Origin of the sequence: Nocardia sp. NBC_01730, assembly GCF_035920445.1 — a bacterium.
In the GTDB taxonomy this organism is placed as follows: domain Bacteria; phylum Actinomycetota; class Actinomycetes; order Mycobacteriales; family Mycobacteriaceae; genus Nocardia.
In genome coordinates this window covers 7,127,573-7,142,476 of record NZ_CP109162.1, presented here as the reverse complement: position 1 = coordinate 7,142,476, position 14,904 = coordinate 7,127,573, and the positions used below count along the sequence as shown (strand labels likewise).

General features: G+C 67.3%; 16 protein-coding genes. 6 read left to right on the top strand and 10 right to left on the bottom strand.

The window, feature by feature from the left end; translation table 11 throughout:
• The first annotated feature begins 84 nt into the window (after positions 1–84).
• Complete coding sequence (locus OHB12_RS29430; RefSeq protein ID WP_327112709.1) at positions 85–1,311, top strand: MFS transporter; 1,227 nt, start codon at positions 85–87, stop codon at positions 1,309–1,311.
• Between the two features lie 34 nt (positions 1,312–1,345).
• Complete coding sequence (locus OHB12_RS29425; RefSeq protein ID WP_327112707.1) at positions 1,346–2,053, top strand: DUF6875 domain-containing protein; 708 nt, start codon at positions 1,346–1,348, stop codon at positions 2,051–2,053.
• Here the strand turns inward: OHB12_RS29425 and OHB12_RS29420 are convergent.
• Together OHB12_RS29420 and OHB12_RS29415 are read right to left on the bottom strand one after the other, a co-directional pair.
• Positions 2,050–2,673, bottom strand: a complete 624-nt coding sequence (locus OHB12_RS29420; protein ID WP_327112705.1) for an NADPH-dependent FMN reductase — start codon at positions 2,671–2,673, stop codon at positions 2,050–2,052. The two genes, OHB12_RS29425 and OHB12_RS29420, sit on opposite strands and share 4 nt — an antisense overlap.
• 224 nt (positions 2,674–2,897) lie before the next feature.
• Positions 2,898–3,827, bottom strand: a complete 930-nt coding sequence (locus tag OHB12_RS29415) for a zinc-binding dehydrogenase (RefSeq protein WP_327112703.1) — start codon at positions 3,825–3,827, stop codon at positions 2,898–2,900.
• Positions 3,828–3,905: 78 nt separating this feature from the next.
• Here OHB12_RS29415 and OHB12_RS29410 point away from each other — a divergent pair, with 78 nt between their 5' ends.
• Positions 3,906–4,556 (top strand): TetR family transcriptional regulator, encoded by a 651-nt coding sequence (locus tag OHB12_RS29410; protein ID WP_327112701.1) that lies wholly within the window; start codon positions 3,906–3,908, stop codon positions 4,554–4,556.
• A gap of 100 nt (positions 4,557–4,656) precedes the next feature.
• Positions 4,657–5,487: an NAD(P)H-binding protein gene (locus tag OHB12_RS29405; protein WP_327112699.1), complete on the top strand. Its 831-nt coding sequence runs from the start codon at positions 4,657–4,659 to the stop codon at positions 5,485–5,487.
• Positions 5,488–5,516: 29 nt separating this feature from the next.
• Here OHB12_RS29405 and OHB12_RS29400 read toward each other — a convergent pair whose 3' ends face one another.
• Positions 5,517–6,326, bottom strand: a complete 810-nt coding sequence (locus OHB12_RS29400) for an S-methyl-5'-thioadenosine phosphorylase (RefSeq protein WP_327112697.1) — start codon at positions 6,324–6,326, stop codon at positions 5,517–5,519.
• Positions 6,327–6,569: 243 nt separating this feature from the next.
• On the opposite strand from OHB12_RS29400, the gene OHB12_RS29395 reads away from it, so the two are divergent.
• On the top strand, positions 6,570–6,878 hold the full coding sequence (locus OHB12_RS29395) for a metal-sensitive transcriptional regulator (protein ID WP_327112696.1): 309 nt from the start codon (positions 6,570–6,572) through the stop codon (positions 6,876–6,878).
• Positions 6,879–6,922: 44 nt separating this feature from the next.
• Here the strand turns inward: OHB12_RS29395 and OHB12_RS29390 are convergent, their stop codons facing one another.
• The 5 genes from OHB12_RS29390 to OHB12_RS29370 form a co-directional block, all read right to left on the bottom strand.
• Positions 6,923–7,900 carry a TAXI family TRAP transporter solute-binding subunit gene (locus tag OHB12_RS29390; protein ID WP_327112694.1) on the bottom strand — a complete coding sequence of 326 codons (978 nt, stop codon included), beginning with the start codon at positions 7,898–7,900 and terminating at the stop codon, positions 6,923–6,925.
• Positions 7,897–9,318: a sensor histidine kinase gene (locus OHB12_RS29385; RefSeq protein WP_327112692.1), complete on the bottom strand. Its 1,422-nt coding sequence runs from the start codon at positions 9,316–9,318 to the stop codon at positions 7,897–7,899. Before OHB12_RS29385 ends, OHB12_RS29390 begins: the two co-directional genes overlap by 4 nt.
• 37 nt (positions 9,319–9,355) lie before the next feature.
• Positions 9,356–10,015, bottom strand: a complete 660-nt coding sequence (locus tag OHB12_RS29380) for a response regulator transcription factor (protein ID WP_327112690.1) — start codon at positions 10,013–10,015, stop codon at positions 9,356–9,358.
• A gap of 46 nt (positions 10,016–10,061) precedes the next feature.
• Complete coding sequence (locus OHB12_RS29375; protein ID WP_327112688.1) at positions 10,062–11,474, bottom strand: MFS transporter; 1,413 nt, start codon at positions 11,472–11,474, stop codon at positions 10,062–10,064.
• A 194-nt stretch (positions 11,475–11,668) separates the two neighbouring features.
• Positions 11,669–12,502 carry an LLM class F420-dependent oxidoreductase gene (locus tag OHB12_RS29370; RefSeq protein ID WP_327112686.1) on the bottom strand — a complete coding sequence of 278 codons (834 nt, stop codon included), beginning with the start codon at positions 12,500–12,502 and terminating at the stop codon, positions 11,669–11,671.
• A 171-nt stretch (positions 12,503–12,673) separates the two neighbouring features.
• Between OHB12_RS29370 and OHB12_RS29365 the strand changes: the two genes are divergently transcribed.
• Complete coding sequence (locus tag OHB12_RS29365; protein WP_327121591.1) at positions 12,674–13,126, top strand: Hsp20/alpha crystallin family protein; 453 nt, start codon at positions 12,674–12,676, stop codon at positions 13,124–13,126.
• 73 nt (positions 13,127–13,199) lie between these two features.
• Here the strand turns inward: OHB12_RS29365 and truA are convergent, their stop codons facing one another.
• Positions 13,200–14,111 carry a tRNA pseudouridine(38-40) synthase TruA gene (gene truA, locus OHB12_RS29360; protein WP_442799880.1) on the bottom strand — a complete coding sequence of 304 codons (912 nt, stop codon included), beginning with the start codon at positions 14,109–14,111 and terminating at the stop codon, positions 13,200–13,202.
• A gap of 79 nt (positions 14,112–14,190) precedes the next feature.
• Complete coding sequence (rplQ, locus tag OHB12_RS29355) at positions 14,191–14,712, bottom strand: 50S ribosomal protein L17 (RefSeq protein ID WP_327112684.1); 522 nt, start codon at positions 14,710–14,712, stop codon at positions 14,191–14,193.
• Positions 14,713–14,904 lie beyond the last annotated feature (192 nt).

The window sequence follows — 14,904 nt, the reverse complement described above, 5'->3', positions numbered from 1 at the left end:
CCTCTGGTTGAGCAAAGACAAATCGGGAGCGTATATGTCGGCCCAGGCGTCGGCGGTTCTGAACAAAGAAATGCGGGACGGCCGATGACCGCAACGGCAGTCGACAACAAGGCGAGTTCGAGATCGCTTCCCGCCGAAATATGGATTGTTTCCGTCGCCGCATTCCTCAATCGCACGGCAGGGTTCCTGGCGCTCTTTTCTGCAGTCTTTTACAAATCGATGGATCTTAGTGCATCAGCGATATCACTGGCACTGTTCGCGGTAGGGGTTTCCGGTGTGCTCGGCTCGCTTGCCGGCGGCTGGTCCGCGGCACGGTTCGGGCCGGTGAATGTTCTGATCGTCGGTTCCGGCCTCAACACACCACTGTTGCTCTTGCTCGGACTCGCGTCGACGAAACCCACGGTGACCATCGTCCTCGCCTCGCTGAGCGTAGCGGTGACGCAATCATTCACCGGTCCGGCCGCGACCATCGTGACAGAGTCGACGTATGCAGGCAGCACGGTAACGGCATTCGCCTTTTATCGAATATTTTTCAACGTCGGAACAACAGTCGTCCCTGCCGTTACCGGAATTATCGGCACCGGCAATTTCCCACAGCTTTTCTTCCTGTCGTCGACATTCTCTTTGGCGACAGCAGTCATATTGTCGAGTGAACGGTCTCGAATAACCAGGGTGACCGAGTCCACCGAACTCGAGCCGAGTAGCAAGTCGAACTCGACACCCGAGAAAGACCGGTCGTACGATACCTATCGTCGAGTACGACTCTGGGCCGTTGTCGTCGTATTCGGAATCGCGATGCTTATTCATGCCACAAGCCTGAGCAGCATTCCACTATCCGTTCAGCGATTGAACCAGGGCGACCGACTATATACCGTATTGTTTCTGATCAATCCGGCTGTCATAATCTTTCTGGAACTTCCGCTCAGTTTCTTGGTAGCCAAAGTCAGATGGAATTACTCCTTCGGGCTGGGAGTTTTCATCAACGGCGCGGGGCTAACCCTATGTGGCGTCGGGACCGACTGGACCGTTTGCATTGTCGGATTCGTTATTTTTTCCATTGGTGAAGCTGTTTTCGTCCCACTGGTGAATGCATCCGTTGCGGATATTTCATCCGGCTCCGAAAACCCGCGTTTCCAAGGGTATCTATCGGCTGCGCAGGCGATCGGTTTCGCAACGGGACCGGGCATCGGCGCCTTCGGCGTCCTGCACAATCCCTCCCTTTTCTGGCTCGTGATTGTGCTGTTTTCACTGGTCGCCGGGGTGGCGGCAACAGTATCGGGAATCAAGATGCGGAGAATCCATGTCGAGTAACGCGACTGCAAGTGACAGCTCCCCGGCTGCCATCATGAATGCACGGTCCCGTACCGGACAGCGGTCGGGGGTCAACTGGGTCAGCCTGTTCGACGACCCCGGCGAATGCGCCCACCGTTTTCCCGATGTTGCAGTTCTCATCCGGTGGATCGACGACTATCTGATCCGCCCCAACCAGAATCTCGGCCGCACCGGCGCGGTATGCCCATTCGTCAAGCAGGCTGTCAAGGGACACACCATCTGGACCGCCTTCATACCCGGCGACCCCGAGCCGACCGTGGATGCCATGCAGGACATGGTCGATGACGCCATGGACATCTACACCGATCTGATCGACACCGAAACCGACACTCCGCTGCACACTGTGGTGACGATATTTCCGGACCTGACCGACTGCCGCCCGATAGATGCGGTGCAGTCCGCCCGCAAGTCACAGTTCGTCGAGCGCGGACTCATGCTTGGCCAGTTCTATCCGGGATGCCGGCAAACCGGGTTGTGGAACAAGGATTTTTACCCCTTGGACTCGCCCATGCCAATGTTGGTGGTCCGGAAGATGATGAAATCAGACTTCCCGTTTTTGGTCAGCAACCGAGAGTGGCTGTTCGCCTATCTGTCGCAATACGCCCCGGATCTCCCGGTCCGACTGCGCCGCTCGATCGCCGAACGGCTACAGGTGCACGGCCAGCTGTCCGAGGCCTTTGCCGAACTCCGTGTCCACGACACCAACCAGCGACTCGACTAGTGCGTTTCTCCCACGTCATCCACGCCCGTATCGGGGCCAGCGATTTTGGGAGATACGGGCTGAGTCGGGTACGGGTCGGCGTTGCGGGCGGCCCGCAATGTGCGTGCCCACCACGCCAACTGGCGCAGCAAGCGTTCTGCGGCGTCGATCGCGGCGCCATCCCTGGTGTCACCCGTGTCGTCGAATTGCTTTGGGGCCTGATGGAAGCTGACCGTCTCGCGGACCGAGACCATGTGGATCTCGGCGACCACCTGCCGCAGCTGCTCCACCGCACGCAAGCCACCGGAGAGGCCCCCGTAGGAGACGAAAGCGATGGGCTTGGCCCGCCATTCGTGTTTGGCGGTGTCGAATGCGGTCTTCAGCGATGCCGGGTAACCGTGGTTGTACTCGGAGGTGACGGTGACGAAGGCGTCGGCCGCGGCCAGCCGCGCACGGTAGGCCGCGGTCTCTTCGGTCTCGGTGAGGTCGACCGGCAGCGGGGTGTACGCGAGATCGATGACGCCTGTGTCGAATTCGGGGTGCGCACGCACTGTACGCAGAAACCAGTCGGCGACCACCGGCGCGAACCTCTTCGGACGCACGCTGGCCACGATGACCTCTAGTCGCAACGGGGTATCCACCGCGCGAGCCTAACCTCCTGTGTTTCGCCCGCCGCACACGGACTCAGCCACGGACCGCCGCGATTGTTCGGCCCGCCGAAGGTCGGAAGGGCAGGGCCGAAAAGCAGTGGCGGCCGATACACTCTGTTCGAAAGCGCGACCATGGCGAAGCTGACGCCGCTGCGGTGGGCAGGCCGACCGATACCGCCCCTGACCCGACGATCGCGGCGGTGCCTCGTTCTCGCTCAGTCGATGTCGAGGACGGCCTTGCCGTGCAATCGCCGTTCCCGCAGCGCGTCAACAGCGGTGGCCGCGTCGTTCCACGACCCACGCCAGGAGATTTGTGCGTCGACCCGCCCGACGGCGATCGCGTCGGCCAGCCAGGTGAGGTCCGGCGCCAGGTTGCGACAGCCGAGCAGGAAGAATGTCACGATCGACCGGTTGTGTCTGCCTTGATCGCCGAAAAACGCGCCGTAGGGGAAGTTCTCGCCGTCACCGGACGCGTGGCCGACGGCCACCAGGGTGCCGCCTTCGGCCAGCCGCTCATAGGCGTCCACCAGCTGCCCGCCGCCGACCAGGTCCACGACGCCGTCCACGACGCCGGTGAGACCGCGTGGCTCCGCCACGATTTCGTCCGCGCCGAGCGCACTCAGGCTCGGGCCGTGCGCGTCCGGGTCGCCGGTCGCGGCGACCACGGACGCACCACCCTGATGCGCGAGCTGCACCGCGTACCGCCCGACGCCGCCGGTCGCACCGGTCACGAGTATCCGCTTGCCGAGTATCGGTCCGATCCGGTGCAGTGCCCGCAGCGCGCTGCCGCCGGCGACGGGGATGGTCGCGATGGCGCCGAGGTCGGTGCCATCGGGTGCGCGACCGATCAGATCGGTGTCGACGGCGCGCAATTCGGCCCACCCGCCGTCGGGCGCCAGCGTGACCACCGGCGTGCCTGCGGCCGGACCTGATCCGTCCGCCGCGGCGCGCTCGACGACGCCTGCGGCGTCCCAGCCGAGCACCGTGCCCTCCGGCGTGTTCGCAACCCCGAACGCCACCTCGCCGTGGTTGAGCGAGGTCGCGGTCACCCGGATCAGCGCCTGGTGCGGCGCGGGTTCCGGATCTGCCACCGCCCCCAGGCGCAAGCCACCGGGCACGGAACGGTCGACGAGCAAGGCACGCATGATCTCCCACTTTCTACTAACTGCTACCCAGTGGCACATTACTACCAGTGGCATTAGCCGCCAAGGTACGGTGGGAACATGAGCATGGCATTTCCTGACGAGTTGTCCCTGCGGGACCGCAAGAAGCTGCGCACCCGTCAGGCACTGATCGACACCGCGCTGGACTGGTTCACCGAGAAGGGTTTCGAGGCGACCACCCTCGACGAGCTATGCGCAGCGGTAGAGATCTCCAAACGCACGTTCTTCCGCTATTTCACGAGCAAGGAAGACGTCGCGATGGCACCGACGCAGGACCTGTGGGCAGCCTTTCTCACCGAGTTGGAGACCCCGGCGCCCGGCCGGGACCGGCCGCTGATCGACCTACTCCACGACACCCTGCGCACCGCCCTTGACCGCATGCCGGCGGACGGGTGGGCCGACCGCGCGCTGCGCAGCCGCCGACTTGCCGCCCGGGTGCCGTCGATGAACGCGCACGGTCTGGAATTCTGCGATCGCACCACGCGTGCCGCGCTGTCGACGCTCGGCGAGGTCTTCGAGCTCGATCCCCACGACCTGCGACCACGACTCGCACTCGACATCATGATCGCCGCCTTCCACTGCGCATTGGAGGAATGGACGCTGCGACCGGGACCGGCCGACCGCGACGCGCTCGCCGCCTGCCTGAGCGAGGCCTACGCCGCGGCCCGCGCCAGCACCGCGCTCATCATGACGCGACGGGCCCGGCCATAACGCGACTTCCCGCCGTCGGTGGGCGAATTCTTACCTGAACGCGCTGCATGTCGCTATGTTCGGCACGACACGCACAGTGCAGGTCACGGGAGGAGACGAAATGATCCTGGTCGCAGGAGCCACCGGCAATATCGGTGCCGAACTGGTGCGGACGCTGAGCAAGCAAGGTGTGCCGGTGCGGGCGCTGGTGCGTGACCAGGCGAAGGCCACCCTGCCATCCGGCGTCGAGGCGGTCACCGGTGATCTGAACCGGCCGGAGACACTGAGCGAGGCGCTCGACGGCGTGCACGGCATGTTCTTGCTCTCCGGCTACAACGACCTTCCCGACCTGCTGAAACGGGCGAAAAAGGCCGGGGTGCAACGGGTCGCGCTGCTCTCGGGCGGCTCGGCCGCACTGCAGGACCTGAACAATGCCGTGTCCCGCTACATGACGCTGTCCGAGCGCGCGGTGCGCGCATCCGAGCTGGCCTGGACATTTCTGCGGCCCAGGTCGTTCATGTCGAACTCGCTGCGCTGGCTGCCCCAGCTCGCGGTCGGCGACGTCGTCCGCGTGCAGTTCCCCGACGTCCGGGTCGGGGCGATCGATCCCGCCGATATCGCGGCGGTCGCGGCGACGGCGCTCACCGACGGCGGGCTGGACGGGCAGGTCCTCGAGCTGACCGGTCCGCAGGCGCTGCTGCCCGCCGACCAGATCGCGGTGCTCGCCGCCGTGCTCGACCGCCCGCTCGTCGCGCACGCGCTCAGCAACGAGGAGACGAAGGCCGAGTTGGTAGCCACCATGCCGCAGGAGTACGTCGACGCCTTCCTCGGCTTCTTCGCCGACGGCACGCTGGACGAGGCGACGCTCTACTCCACCGTCGAGCAGGTGATCGGACGGCCACCGAGCACTTTCGCGCAGTGGGCGACGGCGCACGCCGACGCGTTCAAGTGAAACGGCCTGAGTGACCCCCACATTTCGGGTCACGGTAGTTCGAACGGCAGCGATACTCCCGCGTGCACACGACACCGCTCACAGGTGTCGGTGCCGTCGATCGCGCCCACCGCTCGGCGGATGAGTTCCTTGAACGGCGCGAGATTTCGCTTGAACTCGGCGAAGACGTCGACAGCGTGCACGCCACCGCCCTCCTCCAGCCCCGCATCCAGATCGGTCACCAAAGCGACTGCCGCATAGCACATTTCGAGTTCGCGGGCGAGCACGGCTTCGGGATGGCCGGTCATGTTCACCAGCTCCCAGCCCTGCGTGGCAAACCATCGGCTCTCGGCGCGCGTGGAGAAGCGCGGTCCCTCGACCACCACCATGGTGCCCGAGTGCATCATCGGCAGCGCGTCGGTCTCGGCCTTGATGGCGGCGGCACGCAGTTCGTCGCAGTACGGGTCCGCGAACGAGACGTGGATGCCGCCGCCATCGAAGTAGGTCTGCGGACGGCCGAAGGTCCGGTCGACCAGCTGGTCCGGTACCGCGATGGTGCCGGGGCCCCAGTCCGCGCGCAGGCTGCCGACCGCGCACGGCGCGAAGATCCGCCGCACACCGAGCGCGCGCAGTGCCCACAGGTTGGCCCGGTACGGCAGGGTGTGCGGTGCGTACTCATGGTTCTTGCCGTGCCTGGGCAGGAAGGCCACCGGCCTGCCCTCCACCTCGCCGACCGCGATGGCCGCGCTCGGCGACCCGTACGGGGTCTCGACCTCGACGGTCGTTGCCTCGTTGTCGAAGAAATCGTAGAAACCACTACCGCCGATGACGGCGAGCGCAGGCCGAGAGTGCGAACTCATATCGCAATTGTCCCGTCTCGCCTCGGCCGCCGCATCGCGGGGCGGCGCGACCGCGCCTGCGCGGCGTCAGGCATGATCACCGGAGGAATCGTTCGACGTGCAATAGGGCGTGCCGGGTGCGCGCGTCGGCCTGGGGCGACCCGGCGTGCGGGGCGCTGACCTGACAATTCACCCCGACGGATGTACCCTAGGGGGGTATTGATCCGGTCCACCCGCAGACCGGCAGGCAGCGAGGAGACACCGGTGGCAGCCACCCCCAACGATCACGCGCCGCACGGCTACATCACCGCCAAGGACGACTACCTCAAGCGGCTACGCCGCATCGAGGGTCAGGCGCGCGGTCTGCAGCGGATGGTGGAGGAAGAAAAGTACTGCATCGACATCCTGACCCAGGTGTCCGCCATGACCAAGGCCCTGCAAGCGGTCGCGATGGGCCTGCTCGAGGACCACATCAGCCACTGCGTGGTGGACGCGGCGGTCGCGGGCGGCCCCCAGGCCGAAGCCAAGCTCAAAGAAGCCACCGACGCCATCGCCCGCCTGGTCCGTTCCTGACCGGTCACGCCCGCACATCGCCGGTGCCAGGAACAGGACGCCGATCAGCCGTGCCAGCGGCGATAGACCTCGGCCGCGCCGGGATGCAGCGGGATGGAACCGGTGCTGATCAGCGAGCGACCGTCGAGGAACTGGGCGCCGGCCGCCTCGGTGGGCACCAGTGAATCCGCCTGCCACACCAGGAGCTCCACAATCGAGGCGGCCACCTCGTTCGGCATGACGGCGGCGGCGAGCAGGAGGTTCGCCACCCCGATCGTGTGCACCGCGACGCCACCGGGGTAGGCGTCGGCGGGGATCGCCACCCGGTCGTATACCGGCCCGAACCGCTCCCGCATCGGCGCGGCCAGTTCGCCCATGTCCACCAGCCGCATCCGGCTCGGCACCTCGAGCAACGCCGTCGGCACACCGCCCGCCCACAGCAACGCGTCCGCGTCACCATCGCCCAACGCGGCTACCGCCTCAGGCAACGACCGATGCGAAATCGCCACATCGACGGCGGGATCCAACCCCGCGACCCGCAGGATCCGCTCACCGGTCAGCGCCGCACCGGACCCTTCCGCCCCTAGACTCACCCGCGCCCCACGCAGATCCGCGACCGCACCGACCGAACTATCTGAACGCACGACCAGTTGCAGGTAGTTCTCGTACACCCGCCCCAGGGCCGACAGCGTCGCGTAGTGACTCGATGAGGGGTGGTGGTCGGGCGACGGGTGGGCCACCCGGTCGGCGCCGTCCCGCACCGAGTCCGAGAGCGCGAGTGCGGCATCCACCTCGCCGCGCGCGAGCAGCGTCAGATTGGCCTGAGAACCCGCCGTGGTGACCCGTTCGATCCGCACATCCCCGTCCTTCGCCGCTGCGGCACCGAGCAACCCCGCGAACGCGTGATAGAAGCCGCCGACCTCGCCGGAGGCCAGCCGCACCGTGGCCCCTGCGCCGCGCGGACCGCACCCCGCGATTCCGGCCGCGACAGCGAGGGCGAGGAATCCGCGCCGACCGACGCCACCCGGTTCGCGCCGCGTCATCGGTCCACCGCCGCGGGCAGTCGGACACCGATCGCGAGGCCATGCGGATGGATCGCTTCGACCGTGAGGGTGCCGCCGCGCGCCTGCGTCAGCGCCGCGGCGATCGGCAGGCCGAGCCCGGAGCCGCCGGCCGGTGCCGACGAGCCGCGGAAGAAACGGGTGGTCAACTTGTCGATCTCGCCGGGCCGTACCCCCGCGCCGTCGTCGCGAACGGTCACCGCTACCCAGCCGGGCTCCGTCGCGACGGCCAGCTCGGTGTGTGCGCCGCGACCCGCGTAGCGCGACGAATTGCTCAGCGGGACATCGAGAATCTGGGCGAGCACGTCAGCGGCGACCGCGACGTCGGCATGCGCGGGCGACGGCGCGACGCGCAGTTCCTGGTCGGCCGCCGCGAATGCCGAGCACCAGGCGTCGAAGCGGTCGGCGACCACTTGCACGGCATCACAGTACCTGTCGTCGGCGGCGCTTCGCACGGCGTCGAACGCGGCGGGCGTCTCGGCGACAGCGAGACTGAGCAGGCCGTCGAGCAGCGCGGTCAGGCGGTCTACCTCGGCGCCCGCGCCGCGGAAGGTGCTCGCGGCACTCTCCGGAATCGCGGGCTCCAAGGAGTCGAGTCGAATTGTCAAGGCGGCCAGCGGATTACGCATCGCGTGTGCGGTGTCGGCGACGAGCTGGCGTTGCGCGTCCGCGGAATCGGCGACGGCGAAAGCCATGGCGTCGAACGATCCGGCAAGCGCCCGCATCTCCGGCGGCCCGCCGTGGCGACCCGCGATCGATACCGGAGCGACGGTGTCCGCGCGCGGCTTAGGCAGCGCCGCGGTCAGCTCCTCGACCGCGTGCGACAGCGCCGCGAGCGGCCGCAACACCCAGCGGCTGAGCGTGACCGCCAGCAGCATGAACAACGTCATGGCCACCACGCCACCGACCACGATCACCACCCAGGCCCGTCCGATGTCGGCGCGGGCTCGGGCTGTGGACGCCTCGATCACGACGGCACCGTTCACCTGCACGCCGGTGCCGACGGGCCGCGCGACGAGCATGGTCGGCGCGCCCCACGGCGTCAGCTTGTCCACCGCGTGCGGACGCTGGTTGCGGCGTGCGGCCGCCACCGCCGCGACGACCCCGGGATCGGTCACGTCAGCGCCCGCGTTCACCGCCGGGGTGCCCCTGGCATCGACCACGAGCACGTTCTCGCCGTACAGCTCGTGATAGCGGCTCACCTCGTCGGCCAGCGCGCGGCTGTCCCCCGCGGTGACGGCGTCGTCGGCGAGGTTCGCGAACCGGTCAGCATCCCCGGAGCGCGCCAGTACCAGCTGCTGGGTGCGGCTGGTCGCGATGGTCAGCGACAGCGGAACCGCGAACGCCAGCACCGCGATGGCCGCGAAAACCGTCAGCGCGACCAGCAGGCGACGCCGCATCGCACACCTCCGGCCCGCCCGGGGGCGGGCATCGCGCTCACTGCCCCCACCGATATCCGTAGCCGCGAATGGTGGTGATGAGGCCCGGCCGATTCAGCTTGGCTCGCAAGCCGGTCATGTGCACGTCCAGCGAGCGCGACACCGCGACGAAAGCATCGCCCCAGATCCGGTCCATCAGCTGCTGGCGGCTCACGGCGGCGCCCGGCCGTTCCACCAACGCCTCGACCAACTCGAATTCCTTCTGCGTCAACGTCACCGGCGCGCCGGCCACCTCGACCACGCGGGCGCCGAGGTCGACCCGCACGTCACCGGTGACCACCACCGACTGCGCCTGCTGCGCCGCGGCGGCCGCGCGCCGGGTCACCGTCTCCAGCCGCGCCACCAGCTCCGCGATCCGCGGCGGCTTCACCAGGTAGTCGTCGGCGCCGCCGCGCAGGCCGCGCACGATGGAGCGTTCGTCGCTGCGCGCGGTCAGGATCAGCACCGGCGCCGTGCTCACCTCGCGCAGTCGGCGTAGCACCTGCAGGCCGTCACCGTCGGGCAGTCCGAGGTCGAGGATCACCGCGTCGTAGTCGCGGTGGGCGATCAGCAGATCCGCCCCGCGGCGCAGGCGTTCGGCGCGGTAACCACGGGCGTTGAGCGCCTCTACCAGCGCGTCTCCCACGCCGTCGTCGTCCTCGACCACCGCAAGCCGCACGCGCCGATCCTCCCATAGCGGGTGGATCGGCGCGTGTGCCGGGCGGTCAGTCACGCACGGTGACGAACGGTCGTCCCGGCTCGGCCGCCGCGACGTCGGACCCGGTATCGGCGTCGGTGGTCGGCTCGGCCGCGTCGATCGTCGACGCCGTCGAGGTCTCCCGCATGAAGTAGTAGGTGACCAGCGAGACGGCGATGCATCCCGCGACGTACCAGAAATACAGCGACTCGTGGCCGCCCTTCTTCAGCGCCAGCGCGATCGTCTCCGCCGTGCCGCCGAAGATGGCGACGGTCAGGGCGTACGGCAGGCCGACACCCAGCGCGCGGATCTTGGTCGGGAACAGCTCGGCCTTCACGATGGCGTTGATCGAGGTGTATCCCGTGATGATCACCAGGGCACCCATCATCAGCGCCCATGCCGCGACCGGATCGGTGGTGTGCGCGAGTACGGTCATGATCGGCACGGTCAGCACGGTGCCCGCGACGCCGAAGAAGATCAGCAATTTGCGCCTGCCGACCCGATCCGACAGCGCGCCGGCCAGCGGCTGCAGCACGACGAAGACCAGCAGCGCGACGAAGTTGATCCACGCGACGGTCGACTTGGAGATGCCAGAGGTGTTGATCATGAACTTCTGCATGTAGGTCGTGTACGTGTAGAAAGCGACGGTTCCACCCAGCGTCAGCCCGATAACCAGCAGACATTCGCGCGGATACTGCAACAGGATGCGCAGCGAACCGCGCGACTTCTGCACACCCGCGGATCCGGCCGACACGGCTTCGGCTGTGCTGTTCGCCCGCGCGGATTCGGCACGGAATTGCTCGGACTCGTCCATGCCGCGCCGCAGCCACATCACGATCAGCGCACCGGCCGCGCCGATCACGAACGGAATCCGCCAACCCCAGTTGTTCATCTGGGCGGTGTCGAGGAACTGCTGCAGCACGATCTGCACCCCGAGCGCGACGAGCTGGCCAGCGACCAGGGTCACGTACTGGAAGCTGGAGTAGAACCCGCGCTTGCCCGCAGAGGCCACCTCGGACAGATAGGTCGCGCTGGTGGCGTACTCACCGCCGACCGAGAGACCTTGCAGCAGCCGGGCCACAAGCAGTAAGGCGGGCGCGGCCAGGCCGATTGTCTGATATCCAGGCGTCACCGCGATCATCAACGAGCCCGCGGCCATTACGGTCACCGACAGGGTCAGCGCCGAGCGACGACCGAACCTGTCCGCGTACCGGCCCAGCGCCCAGCCACCGATCGGACGCATCAGGAAGCCGACGGCGAACACGGCGGCGGTGGACAACAGCTGCGCCGTCGGATCATCCTTGGGGAAGAACGTCTTCGCGAAGTACACGCTGAATGCGGCGTAAACGTACCAGTCGTACCACTCGACGAGGTTGCCGATGGATCCGCGCAGAACGTTCGCGACCACCCGGCGCTCGCCTACTGGCTGTGTCGTAGTCACAAGATCTCCTCACTCCGACGCCTCATCGCGTCGTCGAAGATCAGTGTGTCGGCAGTCACAGGCCCGACGGAATGGCTCTGTTCGCTTCCTAACAGTCCCTTAGGACGATCGTGGCAAAGCCCCTGTGTGTGAAAACGGGTTCGGCCCCCGGCTGACGCGGAGGACCGAACGAGTTCGTGTGCTCGAGGGGAAGCTCAGGACCTTTCGGCGAGCAACGGCGCGAGTATGCGCAGCGCCGCGAGGTAGTCGTCGCCGAGGATCTGCGGGGCCACGTGGTTCGCGCCCGCGTCGAGGTGTTCGATCAATCGGGCGGCGACCTGTTCCGGCGTGCCGTGCGCGACGACGGCGTCGAACACCCGATCGCCGGGTGGAGTGGTGAGGTCGGCGTCGGTGAAGCCGAACCGGCGAAGGTTCGACACGTAGTTCGTCAGGCCGAGGTAGAACCCGATCGTCCCATCGGCTATCGCGTGCGCCTTGCTCGGATCGTCGGTCAGCGCGACCTTGTGCTCGGTCGCCAGCAGGGCATCAGGGCCGATCGTGCGGCGGGCCTGCGCGGTGTGCTCCGGCGGCACGAAATACGGCAGCGCGCCCGCGGACCGCTCGGCGGCCAGTTTCAGCACGCGCGGGCCGAGCGCGGCCACCGCGCGGCGCTCGACGGGCACACCAGCGGCGTCGAGTTCGTCGAGGTACTCGACCAGCGCGTCGTAGGGCTTGCGGTATTCACCGGTGTGTTCGGGGTGCCCGGCGCCGACGCCGAGCAGGAACCGGCCGGGGAAACGCGCCTCGATCCGGTGGAACGATTCGGCGGCCTCCTTCGCCGACGACGCCCAGATGTTCACGATGCTGGTGGCCACGGTGATCGTCTCGGTCGCCTCCAACAACGGCTCGACCGAAGCGAGATCCGCGGGCGGTGAGGCGCCCAACCACAGCGTGCCGTAGCCCAGCTGCTCCAACTCCCGCGCGTCCTCCGGGCTGAACCCGTTGTACGCCCGCCACACTCCGAACCGTCCGAGACTGTCGAATGCCATGTCCCGAGCCAACACAGGCGCGCATACGGCTATTCCATGCCCGTCGTCAACAGGGCATTTGGACCTGATAGGTCGATAGCCAACGCACATGGAGGGTAACGTTGCAGGTGCACAGCTATCGGCGCCCGCCGCCGTGGCAGGCGTCACCACTAGGAAATGGAGGTGATTGGTGTGCTGAGATTCGATCCATTCCATGACATCGATACCGTCGCTCGCCAGCTGCTCGGTGAAACCGCCGGGACCGCTCGCGCACCGAGATTCATGCCGATGGATCTGTTCAAAGCGGGAGATCACTACGTTCTGAACGCCGACCTGCCAGGTGTCGACCCGGGCACGATCGACGTCAGTGTCGACAACGGCAACCTCACTCTGCGCGCGCAGCGCACCGTACCCAGCGAGGAAGGCGTCCAGTGGATCGCCTCGGAACGCTTCGCGGGCACTTTTATGCGTCAGCTGTCCCTCGGCGACAACGTCGATGCCGACAAGATCAGCGCGACCTACAACAATGGCGTGCTGTCGGTGACGATCCCCATCGCGGAACGGGCGAAGCCGCGCCGCATCGAAATTTCCGGTGGGTCCCAGCCGAAGACGATCGAAGCGCAATCAGGGCAGTCGTCGAAGTGACCGCCTCGTTTCCCCGCACCTCTCCGCGGGTGCGGGGAAACCTTGTGTCCGAATACTTTGCTCGCGTAACGCCTCAGTCGCCGCAACATCTCCCGTCCCGGACCGGGACGGACCGCATCTCGCGCGTCTGCGCATTGCGGGCGGCGAGTTCCCCGTCAGCGGGATAATCGACGCCGATGAGGCTCAGGCCGTGCGCAGGTGCGACGGTGACCGCGCTGGAACGCTCGGTCTCGTGCAGCAGCTCCCCGACCCACTCCGGAGTGCGGCGGCCCTCCCCGACCGCGAGCACCGCGCCGACCAGGCTCCGAACCATGGACCAGCAGAACGCGTCCGCGCTGACGTAGGCGGTCAGCAAGTCACCGTCCCGCACCCAGTCGAAGCGCTGCAGCTCGCGGACGGTGGTCGCGCCCTCCCTCCTGCGACAGAACGCGGCGAAATTGTGCAGCCCCAACAGCTTTCGCGAAGCCGCACGCATGTCCTCGACGTCGACGTCGGTCCGGCAGGCGACCACGCTGCGCGCATGTAACGGCTCGGCGCCGTATGGGGCAGTGGTCAACCGATAGGCGTAGTGGCGGCGGATCGCGGAGAACCTCGCATCGAAATCCGGCGGTGCGAGTCGTGCATCCTTGATCCGCACGTCCTTCGGCAGGAACCGCGCCATCCGATGCACCAACTTGCCCGCGTCCAGCTCGGCGGTCGTGTCGAAATGCGCTACCTGTTCCTCGGCGTGCACGCCTGCGTCCGTGCGCCCCGCCACGGTCAGCTGGATCGGCTCACGGAACACCTTGCTCAGCGACTCCTCCAGCACCCCCTGCACGGTTCGCAGTCCCGGCTGACGCGCCCAGCCGAGGAAATCGGTGCCGTCGTAAGCGATATCGAGCCGGACACGCACCCCCGGTGCATCGGCCGCGCCGCTCTCGGGTGCCCGCGCCGCAACGGGTCGCGGCTCGGCCGACGTCGATCCCACCGAATCCTCCACGGTCACACGGTCTCCTAGTCGAAACGAACAAGCCCGCCGACCCAGTGCGGGCGGCGGGCTCGTTCGAGAACTGCGACGCGAGGCGTCAGGCGTCCTTCTTGTACTCGGCGGCCCCGTCGACAGACGGAGCTTCGGCGGTCTCGGCGACGGCCTCGTCGGCCTTCTCCTCGACGACCTCGGCGGCCGGGGCCTCCTCGACCTTCTGCGATGCGGCAACGCGGCGGGCGCGATCGGCCTCGTTGGTCACGGTCTTCTCCCGGACCAGCTCGATGATCGCCATCGGCGCGTTGTCACCCTTGCGGGGCAGGGTCTTGGTGATGCGGGTGTAGCCACCCGCGCGCCCCTCGAACGACGGGCCGATCTCCGCGAAGAGGTCGTGCACGACGTCCTTGTTGCGGATGACCTTGAGCACCTCGCGACGGTCGGCAAGGGTGCCGCCCTTCGCCCTGGTGATCAGCTTCTCCGCGTACGGGCGCACGGCCTTGGCTTTGGCCTCGGTGGTGGTAATCCGGCCGTGCTCGAAGAGCGCCGTGGCCAGATTGGCGAAGATCGCCTTCTGGTGCGACGCCGACCCGCCGAAGCGGGCACCCTTCTTGGGCTTGGGCATTGTGGTTCTCCTTGTTGTATTCCGGCGCTCCCAGGGCCCTCCGTGGTCACGCTCCGCTACCGCCTACGGGCCCGTCGCTCGCGCCGGGTGTATTTTGCCGGCGCTCCCGGGGCCCTTCGTGGTTACGCTCCGCTTCCGCCTACGGGCCCGTCGCTCGCGCCGGGTTTCGGCCGGTCCGGGGCGCCAACCCCG

Excerpts from the sequence above, each read along its gene's own strand:
- OHB12_RS29430 (WP_327112709.1), top strand. The coding sequence starts at position 85 with ATGACCGCAACGGCAGTCGACAACAAGGCGAGTTCGAGATCGCTTCCC.
- OHB12_RS29425 (WP_327112707.1), top strand. The coding sequence starts at position 1,346 with ATGAATGCACGGTCCCGTACCGGACAGCGGTCGGGGGTCAACTGGGTC.
- OHB12_RS29415 (WP_327112703.1), bottom strand. The coding sequence starts at position 3,827 with ATGCGTGCCTTGCTCGTCGACCGTTCCGTGCCCGGTGGCTTGCGCCTG.
- OHB12_RS29410 (WP_327112701.1), top strand. The coding sequence starts at position 3,906 with ATGAGCATGGCATTTCCTGACGAGTTGTCCCTGCGGGACCGCAAGAAG.
- OHB12_RS29405 (WP_327112699.1), top strand. The coding sequence starts at position 4,657 with ATGATCCTGGTCGCAGGAGCCACCGGCAATATCGGTGCCGAACTGGTG.
- OHB12_RS29400 (WP_327112697.1), bottom strand. The coding sequence starts at position 6,326 with ATGAGTTCGCACTCTCGGCCTGCGCTCGCCGTCATCGGCGGTAGTGGT.
- OHB12_RS29390 (WP_327112694.1), bottom strand. The coding sequence starts at position 7,900 with ATGACGCGGCGCGAACCGGGTGGCGTCGGTCGGCGCGGATTCCTCGCC.
- OHB12_RS29385 (WP_327112692.1), bottom strand. The coding sequence starts at position 9,318 with ATGCGGCGTCGCCTGCTGGTCGCGCTGACGGTTTTCGCGGCCATCGCG.
- OHB12_RS29370 (WP_327112686.1), bottom strand. The coding sequence starts at position 12,502 with ATGGCATTCGACAGTCTCGGACGGTTCGGAGTGTGGCGGGCGTACAAC.
- rplQ (WP_327112684.1), bottom strand. The coding sequence starts at position 14,712 with ATGCCCAAGCCCAAGAAGGGTGCCCGCTTCGGCGGGTCGGCGTCGCAC.